12 protein-coding genes and 1 pseudogene are annotated in these 15,613 nt (G+C 67.0%); 11 read left to right on the forward strand and 2 right to left on the reverse strand.

Annotated elements, in window-relative coordinates; genetic code table 11:
* Positions 1-337 precede the first annotated feature (337 nt).
* From ACK4HJ_RS18740 to ACK4HJ_RS18770, 7 genes and pseudogenes are all read left to right on the forward strand, one after another.
* Positions 338-3,178, forward strand: a complete 2,841-nt coding sequence (locus ACK4HJ_RS18740; protein WP_409834376.1) for a molybdopterin-dependent oxidoreductase — start codon at positions 338-340, stop codon at positions 3,176-3,178.
* Positions 3,179-3,348: 170 nt separating this feature from the next.
* The gene (gene ybiB, locus ACK4HJ_RS18745; RefSeq protein ID WP_409834378.1) at positions 3,349-4,284 is read left to right on the forward strand and encodes a DNA-binding protein YbiB; all 936 of its coding nucleotides are present in this window, start codon (positions 3,349-3,351) and stop codon (positions 4,282-4,284) included.
* Complete coding sequence (gene cobA / locus ACK4HJ_RS18750; protein ID WP_409834380.1) at positions 4,281-5,132, forward strand: uroporphyrinogen-III C-methyltransferase; 852 nt, start codon at positions 4,281-4,283, stop codon at positions 5,130-5,132. Before ybiB ends, cobA begins: the two co-directional genes overlap by 4 nt.
* A 167-nt stretch (positions 5,133-5,299) precedes the next feature.
* Positions 5,300-5,776, forward strand: a pseudogene (locus tag ACK4HJ_RS18755) (potassium transporter TrkG); the annotation flags it as partial.
* 64 nt (positions 5,777-5,840) lie between these two features.
* Positions 5,841-6,557, forward strand: a complete 717-nt coding sequence (locus ACK4HJ_RS18760) for a potassium transporter TrkG (protein ID WP_409834382.1) — start codon at positions 5,841-5,843, stop codon at positions 6,555-6,557.
* Positions 6,547-7,224, forward strand: coding sequence for a potassium channel family protein (locus tag ACK4HJ_RS18765; protein WP_409834384.1), 678 nt, complete (start codon positions 6,547-6,549; stop codon positions 7,222-7,224). The genes ACK4HJ_RS18760 and ACK4HJ_RS18765 overlap by 11 nt, the downstream gene beginning before the upstream one ends.
* Positions 7,225-7,320: 96 nt before the next feature.
* Positions 7,321-8,070, forward strand: a complete 750-nt coding sequence (locus ACK4HJ_RS18770) for a methyl-accepting chemotaxis protein (RefSeq protein WP_409834386.1) — start codon at positions 7,321-7,323, stop codon at positions 8,068-8,070.
* A 54-nt stretch (positions 8,071-8,124) separates the two neighbouring features.
* On the opposite strand, the gene ACK4HJ_RS18775 is transcribed toward ACK4HJ_RS18770, so the two are convergent.
* Positions 8,125-8,613 (reverse strand): acyl-CoA thioesterase, encoded by a 489-nt coding sequence (locus ACK4HJ_RS18775; RefSeq protein WP_409834388.1) that lies wholly within the window; start codon positions 8,611-8,613, stop codon positions 8,125-8,127.
* 117 nt (positions 8,614-8,730) lie between these two features.
* Between ACK4HJ_RS18775 and ACK4HJ_RS18780 the strand changes: the two genes are divergently transcribed.
* The gene (locus ACK4HJ_RS18780) at positions 8,731-9,864 is read left to right on the forward strand and encodes a sterol desaturase family protein (RefSeq protein ID WP_409834390.1); all 1,134 of its coding nucleotides are present in this window, start codon (positions 8,731-8,733) and stop codon (positions 9,862-9,864) included.
* On the opposite strand, the gene ACK4HJ_RS18785 is transcribed toward ACK4HJ_RS18780, so the two are convergent.
* Positions 9,848-10,801 carry a LysR substrate-binding domain-containing protein gene (locus ACK4HJ_RS18785; protein ID WP_409834392.1) on the reverse strand — a complete coding sequence of 318 codons (954 nt, stop codon included), beginning with the start codon at positions 10,799-10,801 and terminating at the stop codon, positions 9,848-9,850. The two genes, ACK4HJ_RS18780 and ACK4HJ_RS18785, sit on opposite strands and share 17 nt — an antisense overlap.
* Before the next feature lie 114 nt (positions 10,802-10,915).
* On the opposite strand from ACK4HJ_RS18785, the gene ACK4HJ_RS18790 reads away from it, so the two are divergent.
* From ACK4HJ_RS18790 to ACK4HJ_RS18800, 3 genes are all read left to right on the forward strand, one after another.
* A complete protein-coding gene (locus tag ACK4HJ_RS18790) occupies positions 10,916-11,695 on the forward strand; it encodes a hypothetical protein (RefSeq protein ID WP_409834394.1) in 780 nt (259 codons plus the stop codon).
* Positions 11,696-11,892: 197 nt separating this feature from the next.
* Complete coding sequence (locus ACK4HJ_RS18795; RefSeq protein WP_409834396.1) at positions 11,893-13,074, forward strand: ABC transporter substrate-binding protein; 1,182 nt, start codon at positions 11,893-11,895, stop codon at positions 13,072-13,074.
* A 264-nt stretch (positions 13,075-13,338) separates the two neighbouring features.
* Positions 13,339-15,603 carry a TonB-dependent siderophore receptor gene (locus ACK4HJ_RS18800; RefSeq protein ID WP_409834398.1) on the forward strand — a complete coding sequence of 755 codons (2,265 nt, stop codon included), beginning with the start codon at positions 13,339-13,341 and terminating at the stop codon, positions 15,601-15,603.
* Positions 15,604-15,613 lie beyond the last annotated feature (10 nt).

The raw sequence follows: 15,613 nt of genomic DNA on the forward strand, positions 1-15,613 counted from the left end.
CAGCGCAGTGAGTTCTGCGGCGCACCCCGCAACCGCCCCGACGCAGGTTTGCCCCGTAGCGCAGCGAAGGGGTCGCAGACTGGGGGTCGCCTTTCTTTTGCTTACTTTTCTTTGGCGAAGCAAAGAAAAGTGAGTCGCCCGCCGGGGCGACATCCCGGCTCCCGCCCTCAACACGCGCACGCCGCCGAAACCAGCCAACAAACGAAAGCGCCCAGGCTTCGACAGGCTCAGCCCCAACAGACAAGTGGCAAAAATACTACAAAAACAATAGCTGCCAGCGCTTATCAGTAAAGCGCTAGCGCCCAAAAACACTCAAAAAAATCACCATCACCCCGCCATGCAAGAAACCAAATCCACCTGCCCCTACTGCGGCGTAGGCTGCGGCGTGATCATCGAAAGCTCAGGCGCGCAAATCACCGGCGTGCGCGGCGACCCCACCCACCCCGCCAACTTCGGCCGCCTGTGCACCAAGGGCTCCACCCTGCACCTCACCGCAAGCCAGCCCATCACCCTGCAAACGCGCCTGCTCCACCCCCTGCACCGCGCACACCGCAACCAGCCAGCGCTGCCCGTGCCGTGGGATGCCGCGCTCGCCATGGCAGCGGACCGCTTTGCCACCACCATCCGTGAACACGGCCCCGACGCCGTCGGCTTCTACGTCAGCGGCCAGTTGCTCACCGAGGACTACTACGTCTTCAACAAACTCGCCAAGGGCCTGATCGGCACCAACAACATCGACACCAACTCGCGCCTGTGCATGAGCAGCGCCGTGGCCGGCTACAAGCAGACGCTGGGCGCCGACGCGCCGCCCGCCTGCTACGACGACGTGAACCACGCGCAGTGCCTGTTCATCGTGGGCAGCAACGCGGCGTGGGCGCATCCCATCCTGTTCCGGCGCATTGAAGACGCGCGCGCCGCCAACCCCGGCATGAAGATCATCGTGGCCGACCCGCGCCGCACCGACACGGCCGGCATGGCCGACCTGTTTTTGCCCATCCAGCCGGGCAGCGACGTGATGCTGTTCAACGGCATGCTGCACCTGATGCTGTGGGAAGGCTGGACCGACGCGGCCTTCATCGCCGCGCACACCACGGGCTTTGACGAACTCAAGGCCCTGGTGCGCGACTACACGCCCGAGCGGGTGGCGCAGACCTGCGGCATTTCGGTGGCGGACCTGACCACGGCGGCCAAGTGGTTTGCCACCTCCAAAGCCACGCTCAGCCTCTACTGCCAGGGCCTGAACCAGAGCAGCAGTGGCACCGCAAAAAACGCCTCGCTCATCAACCTGCACCTGGCCACCGGGCAGATCGGCAAGCCCGGCGCGGGCCCCTTCAGCCTGACGGGCCAGCCCAACGCCATGGGCGGGCGCGAAGTGGGCGGCCTGGCCAACTTGCTCAGCGCCCATCGCGACCTGGCCAACCCGCAGCACCGCGCGGAAGTGGCCGCCCTGTGGGACGTGGCCGATGTGCCCAGCAAGCCGGGCAAGACCGCTGTGGAGATGTTCCAGGCCGCGGCCGATGGCGAAATCAAGGCCCTGTGGATTGCCTGCACCAACCCAGCGCAAAGCATGCCCGACCAGGCCACCGTGCGCCGCGCACTGCAGCGCGCCGAGTTCGTGGTGGTGCAGGAAGCCTTTGCCACCGCCGCCACCTGCGACTATGCCGACCTGCTGCTGCCCGCCACCACCTGGGGCGAGAAGACCGGCACGGTGACCAACAGCGAACGCCGCATCTCGCGCGTGCGCACCGCCGTGCCCGCACCGGGCCTGGCACGGCACGACTGGGCCATTGCAGTGCAACTGGCGCACCTGTTGGAAGAGCGGCTGCGCCCGGGCGCGCCCACGCTCTTTCCCTACACCACCGACGACGCCGATGCGGGCGCGCAAGCGGTGTGGAACGAGCACCGCGAAAGCACGCGCGGGCGCGACCTGGACATCACCGGTTTGTCGTGGGAGATGCTGGAGTCCCAAGGCCCGCAACAATGGCCGCTGGTGGAGGGCGCTGCGGCAGGCAAAACCCGCCTGTACCATGACGGCATCTTCCCCACCCCCGACGGCCGCGCCCGCTTTGCCGCCCATGCCTGGCAACCCACGGCGGAGCAGCGCGAGTCGCGCTACCCCTTCAGCCTGACCACCGGCCGCCTGCGCGACCAATGGCACGGCATGACGCGCACCGGCACGCTGGGCCGCCTGTTCGGCCATGTGGCCGAGCCCAGCGTGCAGATGCATCCGCAGGACATGGAGCGGCGGCGCTTGGCCCACGGCGACCTGGTGCATGTGACCAGCAAGCGCGGCTCCATCGTGGTGCCGGTGGTGGCCGACGCCACCGTGGGCCTGTCGCAGGCCTTCATGGCCATGCACTGGGGCAGCGAATTTTTGAGCGGCTGCTCGTCCACCGGCGAACGCCTTGCGGGCGTGAACGGGCTCACCACGTCCGCCTACTGCCCCACATCCAAGCAGCCCGAACTGAAGCACGCGGCGGTGAAGATCCTCAAGGCCGAGCTGCCGTGGACGCTGCTGGCCATGGCTTGGCTGCCCGCCGACAACGCACAGGCCACGCGCGCGGCGCTGTCGGAGTTGATGGCGCAGTTTCCATTTGCGAGCTGCGTGCCCTTCAGCAACAACACGCCGCTGGATGAACCTGGCCGTGAACGCACTGGCGTGCTGCTGCGCGCCGCCGCGCACGAGGCGCCGCCGGACGCGATCGTGGAGCGCATCGAATCGCTGCTGGGTCTGGCAGGCACCGACACGCTGCGCTACGCCGACAAAAAACGCGGCCAGCGCCGCGCCGCGCGCCTGGCGCGCCACGGCGACACGACCACACTCGAAGGCATCGTGCTGGCGGGCGACACCAGCGCCGAAAGCTGGCTCAAAACCCTGCTGCAGGAAGAGCTGCCCGCGCAGACCTACGGCCGCCTGCTGCTGGTGCCCGGCACCCAGGCCCCCGTGGCCGTGCAGTCGCGCGGCAAGCCGGTGTGCACCTGCTTCAACGTGACAGACGCCGCCATCACCGCCGAGCTGGCCCGCTGCCACGGCACCGACGACGACCGGCTGGCGCAGCTGCAGGGCCAACTGCGCTGCGGCACCAACTGCGGATCGTGCGTGCCGGAACTCAAGCGCATGGTGCGCAGCACGGGGCCGCTGGCGCCGCGGCCCGCGACAGCGCAGGCCGCCATATAACCAAAAGTTCTCTTGCTTGCAGGAAAATACCCCTCCGCCCACCCAAACCCCACCAGAACTTGTGCAACAGGGCTCCAGCTTGGCGCTTTCGGCGCAGGCAGTGCGTTTTGTACGGCAAGCCGAAACAACGACGCTGGAGCCCTGTTTCACAAGTCCCGCCACCAAGCACTATGGCCATCAGCCAGTACATCAAAGAGATCGGCCGCGGCGCCCGCGGCGCCAAGCCGCTGACGCGCGAGCAGGCCACCGACCTGTTCGGCCAGGTGCTGGACGGTGCCGCGAGCGACCTGGAGATCGGCGCCTTCTGCCTGGCCATGCGCATCAAGGGCGAGACGGCCGAGGAAATGTGCGGCTTTCTGGATGCCACGCACCAGCGCCTGGCCCTGCTGCCCGCCACCGACCGCCCGCTCATCGTGCTGCCCAGCTACAACGGTGCGCGCAAGCTGCCGGTGCTGACGCCGCTGCTGGCGCTGCTGCTGGCACGCGAAGGCCTGCCCGTTCTGCTGCACGGCATGCGCACCGAGGCGCGGCGGGTTTTGGCATCTGATGTGCTTCTAGCGCTGGATACACCTGCGCTGACAGCTCCTGAAAGGATAGCAAACGGCACCGTGCGCCACATCCACACCCAGCACCTGCACGCGGGCCTGGCGCGCCTGTTGGCCGTGCGCGAAGTGGTGGGCCTGCGCAACCCGGGCCACAGCGTGGTTAAGCTGATGAGCCCGTGCGCGGGGCCGTCGGTGGTGGTCACGGCCTACACGCACCCCGAATACTTCGAGATGCTGCAAACCACCTTCCGCATGCTGGGCATGAGCGCCCTGCTCTCACGCGGGCTGGAGGGTGAGGTCGCCACCGACCCGCGCCGCACGCCGCGCTACGACGGCTTTGTGCACGGCGAGCACACGCTGCTGGACGCGCAGCAGCCCGGCACCGCGAGCGAAGTGCCCGGCCTGCCCGCCGAGATCGACATCGCCACCACGGCCGCCTACACCCGCCGCGTGCTCGCGGGCGAGCTGCCCACCCCACCCGCCATTGCGCGGCAGGTGGAACATATCTTGCACCTGGCGAATCGCACGGCCGATCAGGCCGTTTTGGAGACATCCCCATGAGCCGCCCCACGCCCACTTCCACATCCGCCCACACCCCGCCCGCCGCGCTCGCAAGCGGCCGCTGCACCCTCGTGGGCGCCGGCCCGGGCGACCCGGAACTGCTCACCATCAAGGCCCTCAAGGCCATCCAATCCGCCACCGTGCTGCTGGTGGACGATCTGGTGAGCGATGCCATCGTGGCGCACGCGTCGCCCACGGCCCGCATCGTGTACGTGGGCAAGCGCGGCGGCTGCAAGAGCACGCCGCAGGCCTTCATTGAAAAGCTGATGCTGACGGCGGTGACCGAAGGCGAGAACGTGGTGCGCCTCAAGGGCGGGGACCCTTTTATCTTTGGCCGTGGCGGTGAAGAAGTGGAGCACTTGCGCGCAGCGGGCGTGCAGGTGGAGGTCATCAACGGCATCACGGCGGGGCTGGCCGGCCTGACCTCGCTGGGCGCACCGCTCACCCACCGCGAACATGCACACGGGGTGGTCTTTGTCACCGGCCACGCCAAGCCTGGCGATGCCGGCACCGACTGGCGCGCCCTCGCCCGCACGGCCCGCGATGCCAAGCTGACCTTGGTGATCTACATGGGCGTGAGCGGCGCCGCCACCATCGAGCAAGAGCTGCTCACCGGCCTGCCCGCCGATACGCCGGTGGCCATCGTCCAGCACGCCACCCTGCCCCACCAGCGCCACGCCGTCACCACGCTGGGCGCGCTGCACGCCACCATCACCGAACAAGGGCTGGCCAGCCCGTCCGTGATCGTGGTGGGCGATGTGGTGCGCGGTGTGGCACTGTCCTCGCACGATGCGGAGGCGGCCGCCGCGCGCGCAGATTCCTCCAGCCCGCTGCGCCGCGCCGGCTGATTCCAGCACTACCCGCAGTGCTAGCATCGCGGCCGCGCGGTGCATGCAGTGAACTTCTGCTGCCCGCCGCAGAAGGAAAACCTGCTTTTGAACTCCCGTGTTGCGCACCCGGCCGTCGTGCTGGTGCTGTCGTTCCTCAGCGCGATTGCGCTGGGCACCTGCTCTTGATGCTGCCCTTCGCGCACGCGCAGCCCGGCGAGAGCGCACCTTTTCTCACGACGCTGTTCACGGCGACATCGGCCGTGTGCGTGACCGGGCTGGCGGTGGTGGACACGGGCACCTACTGGAGCGCCGCTGGCCAGACCGTGATCATGGGCCTGTTCCAGATCGGCGGCTTCGGGATGATGACCTCGGCCACGCTGATGGGCCTGTTGATCAGCGGGCAGATGCGCATCCGCACCCGCTTGCTGCTGCAGGCCGAGACGCATTCGCTGTCGCTAGGCGACGTAAAAAGCGTGGCCAAGCTGGTACTGAAGGTAACGGCTGGCGTGGAGCTGGCCATGGCCCTGGCGCTCATGCTGCGCTTTGCGCTGGGCCATGGCATGCCCTGGGGCGAGGCGGCATGGCACGGGCTGTTCCATTCGGTCTCGGCGTTCAACAACGCGGGTTTTTCCACCTGGGGCGACAGCGTGATGGCGTATTCGGGCGATGCGTTGGTGCTGGGGCCGCTGATGCTGGCCATCGTCGTCGGCGGCACTGGGCTTTCCAGTGCTGCACGAGCTGCTGGCCGAGCGCGGCCGCCAGCGGCCCATGTGGTCGATGCACACGGCCATCACGGTGTGGGGATCGCTTGCGCTGGTGCTGCTGGGCACGGTGGTGATTTTTCTAGCCGAGTTCGGCAACCCCGACACGCTGGGGCCCATGGGGTTGGCGCACAAGACGCTGGCAGCCTTGTTCACCTCGGTTTCGGCGCGCACGGCCGGCTTCAACGCCATCGACATCGGCGCGCTCACGACCGAATCGCTGGCAGTGCACTACATGCTGATGTTCATTGGCGGCGGCAGCGCGGGCACGGCCGGCGGCGTGAAGGTGACCACCTTCTTCGTGCTGGTGCTGGTGGTGTGGAACGAGATTCGCGGTCACCGCGATGTGGAGTTTCGCGGGCGCCGCATCGCCGATGCGGTGCAGCGCCAGGCCATCACCATTTTGGTGCTCAGCGCGGCGGTGGTGGGGCTGGCGATCTTGCTCATCCTGCCGCTCACGCCGCTGCCCATGGAAAAGGTGCTGTTTGAAGTCATCTCGGCCTTTGGCACCGTGGGCCTTTCCACCGGCATCACGGCCGATTTGGTGCCGGGTGCACAGGCCATCATCATTGCGCTGATGTTCATCGGCCGGGTGGGCGTGGTCACGCTGGCCGTGGCCCTGGCCACGAACCAGCTGCGCCGCAACTACCGCTACCTCGAGGAGAAACCGATTGTTGGATAAAGCCGCCAAACAACACCTGTCCGGCAGCGTGGTCGTGATCGGCCTGGGCCGCTTTGGCACGGGCGTGGCCAAGTCGCTGGTCGAGCTGGGCCACGATGTGCTGGCCATCGAAAGCGACGCCGACACAGTGCAGTCGCTGTCGCAGGTGCTGCCCCATGTGGTGCAGGCCGACGCCACCGACCTGGAAACCCTGCGCCAGCTGGCCGTGCCGGACTTTGCGCACGCCGTGGTGAGCATCGGCGGCAACCTGGAGGCCAGCGTGCTCACCATCCTGAACCTGAGCCAGCTGGGCATGAAGGACATCTGGGCCAAGGCCATCGACCCGCAGCACGGCCGCATAGCCGAGCGCGTGGGCGCGCATCACGTGGTGTACCCCGAGGCCGACATGGGCGAGCGCGTGGCCCACCTGGTCACCGGCAAGATGATCGACTTCATTGAGTTCGACGACGGCTTTGCCATTGCCAAGACCCGTGCGCCGATGGAGACGCACAACAAGGCGCTGTCACAGTCGGACGTGCGCAAGCGCCACGGCATCACCGTGGTGGGCGTCAAGCGCCGCCACCAGGACTTCGTCTACGCCAAGGCCGACACCGAGATCAAGCCGGGCGACCACCTGATCGTGGCGGGGCCCACGCGCATGGTGGAACGCTTCGCTGCACTGTATTGACGCAAGGGGAGGATCGCCTGCCGCGTTCCGCTGGCCCGGGTATTGCTTCGTGGCGCTGGATTGCATGTATCTGGATGCAACAGCACAAGGAACACCATGGCTGCCTTTCCTCTTCCCGCACGCAACGGCTCGCCGTCCTCCTCACCCTCTTCGTCAGTCGCCTCGCCCTCCCGCGCGCTGGCGCCTTCGGGCCCAAGCCTGCCATCTGCCAAGTCCGACAACCAGATGTCGCTGGTCAACCTGGCCGCGCGCCAGCGCATGCTGTCGCAGCGCATGGTGCTGCAGACCGTGTTGGCCGCACGCGGCAGTGACCTCCACCTGAAGGCGGCGCGCAATTCGCTGGCCCTCTTCACCGACAGCCAGGCGCGGCTGATGGACACGCCCCGCCACCTGGACGCTGCCAGCGGCGACATCATCCGCAAGGCGTACCACGGCCCCGCGGGCGTGGGTGCCACCATTGACGCGTTTGCGCAGCAGGTGGGCACCACGCTGGACCTGGCCGAGCGCCAGAGTCCCCGCGTGGAAGACGCACTGGCCCGTCTGGTAGAAACCACCGACGGCGTGCTGGATGCGCTGAACGCGGCCACCACGGCGTTTGACACCGTGGGCAAGGCCCAGTCGGAAACGCTGATGAAAGAACTGGCGGCCATCGTGGCGTCCATCCAGACGGTGGCGCGCGAGGCCAAGGTGGTGAGCTTCAACGCCCAGGTGATGGCCGCCCGCGCGGGCCAGCATGGCCGTGAATTTGCAGTGGTGGCCAACGTGCTCTCGGGCATCACCAACGAGATCGACGGCCTGTCCCTGCAGGCCGTGTCGCTGGCCGGGCGCAGTCGCAGCGCGGCGTGATGGAAAACGGGTTGTCCCGGCAACCGCTGCAGGGATGGCCGAGGCTGGCGCGTGCTACTGGCCAGCGGCCTCGCGCACTTGCTGGAAGCGCTGCGCGAGCTCCTTGCGCAAGGTCTTGCGCATGAGGGCGGCGTCCCACCGGCGGCGCTCGTCGGGCGTGGAGGGCGACAGCTGTGGCACCTGCTTGGGCTTGCGATCTTCGTCCACCGCGACCATGGTGAAGAAGCAGCTGTTGACGTGCCGCACCACCTGCGACCGGATCTCTTCAGCAACCACCTTGATGCCCACTTCCATCGACGAACTGCCCGTGTAGTTCACACTGGCCAGAAACGTCACGAGCTCGCCCACATGGATGGGCTGCAAAAACATCACCTGATCCACGCTGAGCGTCACGGTGTAGCAGCCCGAATAGCGGCTGGCGCACGAGTACGCCACCTGGTCTAGCAGCTTGAGGATGGCGCCGCCGTGCACGTTGCCGGAAAAATTGGCCATGTCCGGAGACATCAGCACCGTCATGCTGAGTTGGTGTGAAGGGATGTTCATGCGGGGATTTTAGAAAGCCGCATGCGCCGTGCCGCACGCAATTGCAGCCCAGGCACTGCGGGTGGCGGCTTCGCTACACTCGCGCAGCATCTGCTGACCAGGTGCGAGGAGGAAACGATGATCGAACTAGAAAAACTCAACGAATTCACCGAAAGCCACGGCGCACTGAGGCGCGGCCGGGGCCTGGTCTCGGGTGTGATCGCCCTCACGCTGGCCGTGCTGTGTTTTCTGGGAGTGCTGGCTTTTCACTTTCCTGAATACCTCACCACGCCCCAGCTGCGCAAAAGCTACGACGTGGCCGTGATCCGCAACATCATGCTGGTAGCCATGGCGATTGCGGGGGGCATCTCGCTGGTCAACATCCTCTTCAACCGCGCTCGCTGGCTGGCCACGTTTGCGTTTGCCATGGTGGCGCTCACAGCGCTCTTGGGCGGCCACAAGGTGGAGGTGGACCCGAACTTCCCGGACAACACGCCCTACATTGGCCTCGACTGGTTCATCCTGGACCTGCTGGGCAGCTCGCTGATCTTCATCTTCATTGAAAAACTGTGGGCGCTGCGCAAGGACCAGCCCATCTTCCGCGAGGAGTGGCAGACCGACTTCCACCACTTCATCGTGAACCACATGGTGGTGGGCTTTGTGCTGCTGGCCACCAACCTCATGGTGCACAAGTTCTTTGGCTGGGCCGCCAACGACGGCATCCGCGGCTGGGTGCAGGGGCTTAACTTTTGGGTGGCGCTGTTTCTCATCGTGCTGGTGGCCGACCTGGTGCAGTACTGGACACACCGCGCCTATCACGAGGTGCCCCTGCTGTGGCGCCTGCACGCCGTGCACCACAGCGTCAAAAGCATGGACTGGATGGCCGGCTCGCGCCAGCACATCCTGGAGCTGCTGATCACCCGTACGCTGGTGCTGGCACCCATCTTCGTGCTGGGCTTCAGCAAGGAAGTAATTGACGCATACATCGTCATCGTGGGCTTCCAGGCCGTGTTCAACCATGCCAATGTGAGCGTGCGACTGGGGCCGCTGCGCTACGTGCTGGTCACGCCCAACTTTCACCACTGGCACCACAGCCAAGACCAGGAGGCGCTGGACAAGAACTATGCGGCGCACTTCGCGTTTCTGGACTACCTGTTCGGCACGGCTGTGAAGAGCACCAAGCTCTGGCCCGAAAAGTACGGTGTGCTGGGCGACTACGTGCCCAACGGTTTCATCAAGCAGTTCAAGTTTCCGTTCACCTGGAAGGGCTGAGAAGCCAGGAGTCGCGCGCTTCGCCGTCCCACTGCTGCAGCAAAAAATCCCGCAACAACCGGGTGCGCGCGGGCACATGCTTGCGCGTAGGCATGGCGATGTACAGATGCAGTACCGTGCTGCGCCAATGTGGCAGCACCCGCTGAAGCTGCCCGGCTTTCAGCGCCCCACATGCCACAAAGCTGGGCAAACCCACCACCCCGACGCCAGCCAGCGCAAGCGCGAGCATGGTGTCGATATGGCTGGTGGCGGCTGCCGCCAATGCCACTGCCACTGTGGCTGTGACCCCGCTGGCTGGCGTTTCACCCGGCCCACACCAGTGCAGTTGCACTTGACTCCGCTGCCCCGCCAACGCTGGGGCCACACCCTGGTGGGCTGCCAGGTCCTCGGGCACCTGCGGTGTGCCGCACCGGTGCAGATAGGCCGGGCTGGCGCACAGCACAAAGGTGGACAAACCCAGCGGCCGCGCCACAAAGTCGCCTTCGGGCGGCTGGCCACCCACCGACAGGATGCTGAGGTCGGCCGCATCGTCCACCACTGCCAGCCCGCCAGCGGCGGCCACCAGCTCCACCGTGATACGGGGATGCTGCGCCAGAAACAGAGGCAGGACCGGGGCCATCTGGTGCACCAGAAACGCCGGGGGGCACACCAGCTTGACGGTGCCGCCGGGCTGGCGCGTGGCAGCGCCTGCCAAGGCATCGGCCTCGTCCAGTTGCGCGAGCACATTGCGCGCGGTTTCCAGGTAGGTCTCACCGATCTCGGTCAGCGCCAGACGCCGCGTAGTGCGCTGCAGCAGTCGAGCACCCAGATGCGCCTCCAGCTCGGCCACCGCCCGGGTGGCGACGGTGGGTGCCAAGTCCAGACGGCGCGCCGCGGCGGCAAAGCTGCCGTCAGCTACCACCTGCACAAACACGCGAAGGCATCGCAATTGGTCCATCGGTTGATTATTGCCAATCCAGCAATAAAGCATAGACAGCGACGGAGTTGCACCCGTATGCCTGGCGTCTTACGCTGCATTTTTCGCGCCCCTGCAGCAATCCAAGGCCCGCCCATGCACGTTCATCGCCCCACGCCACAGTCCTCGCTGCCCTCCGCAGCGCATGACCGCCTTCAACACTTGCAGTCCCAGCCCGAACTGGCAGGCGAGCGGGTGTATTGCGGCACCGTGTACCCGCTGCGCAGCGCGACCGCCGAACGTGCCGCGCCGTTATTTACCTACGCCCGCCACGTGCGGCAAACCGTGCAGGGCCAGGAGGCCTCCCACCTCACCTACGACCTGCGAGGTCAATTGATCATCGAAGAACGCGTGACACTCACGCCCCGCCACACGCTGCTCCGCATGGAAGTGGCCAACCGCCAGACGGGCCACGCCGGCAGCGTACGGGTGGATGCCGACGCATGCCGCCTGCACTACACCTGGGGGACGGCGCGCACCACGCGCACGGCCCGCGAAAACCTGGCACCCGACACGCTGCTGGTCGCCGGTCCCAACCTGCACGGTACCCTGCTGCACCATTGGGACCTGCTGAAGGCCGGGTTGCCGCTGCAAGTGCGCATGCTGGTGCCAGCGCGGCGGGGCAGCTATGGTTTTACCGTGCGCCGGGCTGCGCCGGAGCCTGCAACTTCTGACGCGACCATCTTCGTCGCCGCGCCCAGCAACTTGCTGCTGCGCTGGGCGGTTGCGCCTTTGCGCACGGTGTTCGACACACAGCACCGCAGCCTGCTGCGCTATGAGGGCCGCGTGCCACCGCGCGCGCAGGCTGCGGACGGCAGCCTGCGGGACCTGGACGGGTGCGTGCACTACACACCGCAGCTGCACGGTTATCGGTGACGAAACTCCACGGCGAGGAGTTTCCCGGCGCGTGCCCGGCGGCACACGTTTTTTGCGCACTGCAACATCGCCGTGCCCTCGGGCAAACCCCTGTCTCGCGCACGACGCGCTCCGGGTGAAAACCCCTGGGCCATGCGCGCTGGGCCGCTCCTACCATTCGCCGCAGCCCGGCCCCCAGCCGTGGACAGGAGGTGTCGATGAAAAGCCCTGTGGCCCGTTGTGCTTCGCCTGACTCTTCGCTCCCGCGCCGCCGCGCGTGGCTGGTGGCCCTGGCTGCCAGTGCCTGTAGCCTGCACGCAGCTGCCCAGTCCGCGCCAGCACCGGCCGGCGGGCGCAGCGACATCCTCATCGGCCGCACCACGGCGCTGTCGGGTGGCATGGCGCCCTTTCTGGCGCCCATCCACCTGGGGCAGGACGCGGCCATTGCCGACCTGAACGCGCAAGGCGGCATCGGCGGGCGCAAGGTGCGATTCGTCACACTGGACGACGGCTTTGAAGCCCCGCGCGCCATTGCCAACGCGCGCATGCTGGGCGACAAGGACGGCGTGCTGGCGCTGTTTGGCGTGGCCGGCACTTCGCAGGTGCTGGGCATGCTGCCTTACTTGGCCGAGGCCAAGCTGCCCCTCATCTCGGTGTACACCGGCAGCCCCGCCGTGCGCACACAGGCCAGCCCCTACCTGTTCACCACCCGCGCCAGCTACGCCGATGAGCTGGTCAAGATCGTGCGGAACCTGGTGGCCGTGCAGACCGCGCGCATTGGCGTGGCGTATGAGAGCAACGACTTCGGCAAGCTGCTGCTGCCGCTGGTGGAAAAGGTGATTGCGGCCGAAGGAGCCACGCTGGCCGGCTCGGCCAGCTTGGAACCCTCGGGCAAAGGTGCCGACGAGGCCACGCGCAAGCTCAGCGAAGTGAAGCCGCAGGCCGTGCTGCTGATCGCCGCCGGACCGCCGGTGGTGGCCTTTGTGCGCGCCAACCGCGCGCAGCTGGGCGTGCCGGTGTACACCCTGTCGCTGGGCGCGGGCGCTGCCGTGCTGCAGGCCCTGGGCGAGGACGCGCGCGGCCTGGCCGTGGCCCGCACGGGCCCCTCGCCCACCAAGCCCACGCTGCAGCTCACGCGCGACTTCCAGGCCTCGATGAAGCGCCACGGCCGCACCGCTGACTACGACCACTTCACCGGCTACATGGACGCCCGCGTGCTCATCGAAGGCCTGCGCGCCGCCGGCCCGGGCGTCACCCGTGCCAGCCTGGTGCAGGCCATGCAGGGCCTGGGCACGCTGGACCTGGGTGGCTACACCTACCAGTTTGGCCCGCAGAACCGGCACGGGTCCAGCTATGTGGACATCGCGGTGGTCGGATCGGGCGGGGTGTACCGGCAGTAGCCGGGGCTCCGCTGGGGGCGCCGAACCTCGGCACAAAACAAGGCCACCCAAAAGGACCAGACGCGGCTCAGCCCGCGCGGCGCCTGTTGCCGCGCTGCGACATTGCGATGCAACGATGCCGCCCATGGTGTGCGAATTTAAGAATAATTCGCATTTACATTTAGAATCTCGGCATTCCCCAGCCAGCCGTGCTTCCCATGCAAAAGGGTTCCCTGAAAAGCGCTGCAAGCCAGCCCGCCATCGCTTTTCACCAGGAGCCCCTCCATGTCCGCCTCCCGCAGGCCCCGCGCTTTTGCGCTCAGCCCCCTTGCCTGTGCGCTGCACCCCCTGGCCATCGCAGCCGCCGTCACTGCCAGCTTGGCAGGCAACGCCTGGGCACAGCAGCCCGCCCAGCAACCGACTGAAGCTGCAGCAGCCACCGCAGAGCCCGCAGACGCTGCCGCACCCACGTCCGCCAGCACCGACCAGATTGCGCCGCCCAAGGCACTCGACAGCATCACCGTATCGGGCGCGCGCGAGAGTGCCTCCACCCGCCTGCAGCTCACGGCGCGCGAGACGCCGCAGTCGGTCAGCACCGTGACCCGAGCGCAGATCGAGCGCCAGTCGCTCACCAGCATCGACGCCGTGCTGCGCAACGTCACCGGCATCGCCGTGAGCTTCTACGACACGCAGCGCCCGCTGTACTACGCACGCGGTTTCCAGATCACCGACTTCCAGACCGACGGCCTGCCCAGCTACAGCAGCAGCACCAACCAGGAGTTCGACACCGCGCTGTATGAGCGCATCGACATCGTGCGCGGGGCCAACGGCATCCAGACGGGCGTGGGCGTGCCTTCGGCCACCATCAACATGGTGCGCAAGCGCCCGCAGCGCGAGTTCGCGGCATCGGTAGCGCTCACGGCAGGCTCGTGGAACCTGTACCGGAGCGAGCTGGATTTGAATGCGCCATTGAACAGCGACGGCAGCGTGCGCAGCCGCCTGGTGCTGGCGCCACAGAAGAAGGACAGCTTCCGCGACCGCTACTCCGAAGACAAGACCGCCCTGCTGGCCGCGGTGGAGGCCGACATCGGCCAGTCCACCGTAGTAGCACTCGGCTACCAGCGGCAATCCAACGTGCCCAAAGCGCCCATCTGGGGCACCATCCCGCGCTTTGCCACCACGGGCGTACCCATCGACCTGCCCATCTCCACCAGCTTCTCGCCGCCGTGGACGCGCTGGGAACGCACCTCCGGCACGCTGTATGCCACGCTGGACCACCAGATCAACGACGACTGGAGCCTGAAGGCGGCCCTCAACCACACCGAGGGCGACAACTTCAGCCTGCGCACCTACGGCTTTGGCGCCACCACCAGCCAGGCGCCCTTCATCAACCCGGTCACTGGCGCCGGCGCCACGCTGTATGCCGCCGTGGGCGGCGGCACCGAAAAGCAGGACACGGTGGACGCCTACCTGTCGGGCAAGTTCGCGCTGGGCGGGCGCAAGCACGACCTGGTGGTGGGCATGAGTTCCACCCGCACGGCCACGCGCACCGATGGCTACACGTCGGTGGCGGGCTGGAGCTACGTGATCCCCAACCTCTACACGTGGGACGGCAACGCCCCCGTGCCCACGTATTCCAAGACCGGCGCGTGGCGCACGCAGATCACGCAGCAGACGGGCCTGTTCGCATCGGCCCGCTGGCGCGTGACCGAGCCGCTGTCGGTGCTGACCGGCATACGCCTGACCGACTGGCACCGCCACACCGACAGCTACGGCACCACCGGGGCCTACGCAGGCCGCTCTGCCGTGCAGGATGAAAACCGCAAGATCACACCCTACATTGGCGCGGTGTACGACATCACGCCCACGCTGTCGGCCTATGCCAGCCACACACGCATCTTCAACCCCCAGAACTACAAGGACCGCAACAACACGCCGCTGTCACCCGTGGTGGGCAGCAACACCGAGGCCGGCCTCAAGGCCGAGCTGTTGGAGCGCCGCATCCAGGCGCACTTCGCGGTGTTCCAGACCAAGCAGAACAACTACGGCGTGCGCGACAGCGCCATCACCACGCCGCTGCCCGACGGCACCCTGCCCTACGTGGCCGTGAACGGCACCAAATCCACCGGCTTCGAGATGGAGCTGGCCGGCATGGTGAACAGCCGCTGGCGCGTGAGCGCAGGCCTGACGCGCGCCAAGGTCACCCGGGCACCCACCGACCTGATCTACGCCAACCTGCCCGAATACCTGCTGCAGCTGGGCACGGACTACCAGCTGTCGGGCGCGCTGGCACCGCTGTCCGTGGGCGGCAGCCTGACTTGGCAAAGCACCATCGAGGGCTTTAACGTTCCTCACCCGACGGGCACGGTCACAGTGAAGGAGTCGCCCACGGCCGTCCTGAACCTGCGCGCATCCTGGCAGTTCAACCCCAAGCTCAGCGCCACGCTGGCGGTGAACAACGTCACCAACCAGAAGTACTGGGCCAACCTGGACTACGGCAACTACGCTGATCCACGCAATGTGAGCCTGACGCTGCGCGCGGCGTTCTGAGGGCCTGCCG

This window comes from Acidovorax sp. (assembly GCF_046294525.1).
GTDB lineage: Bacteria > Pseudomonadota > Gammaproteobacteria > Burkholderiales > Burkholderiaceae_C > Acidovorax.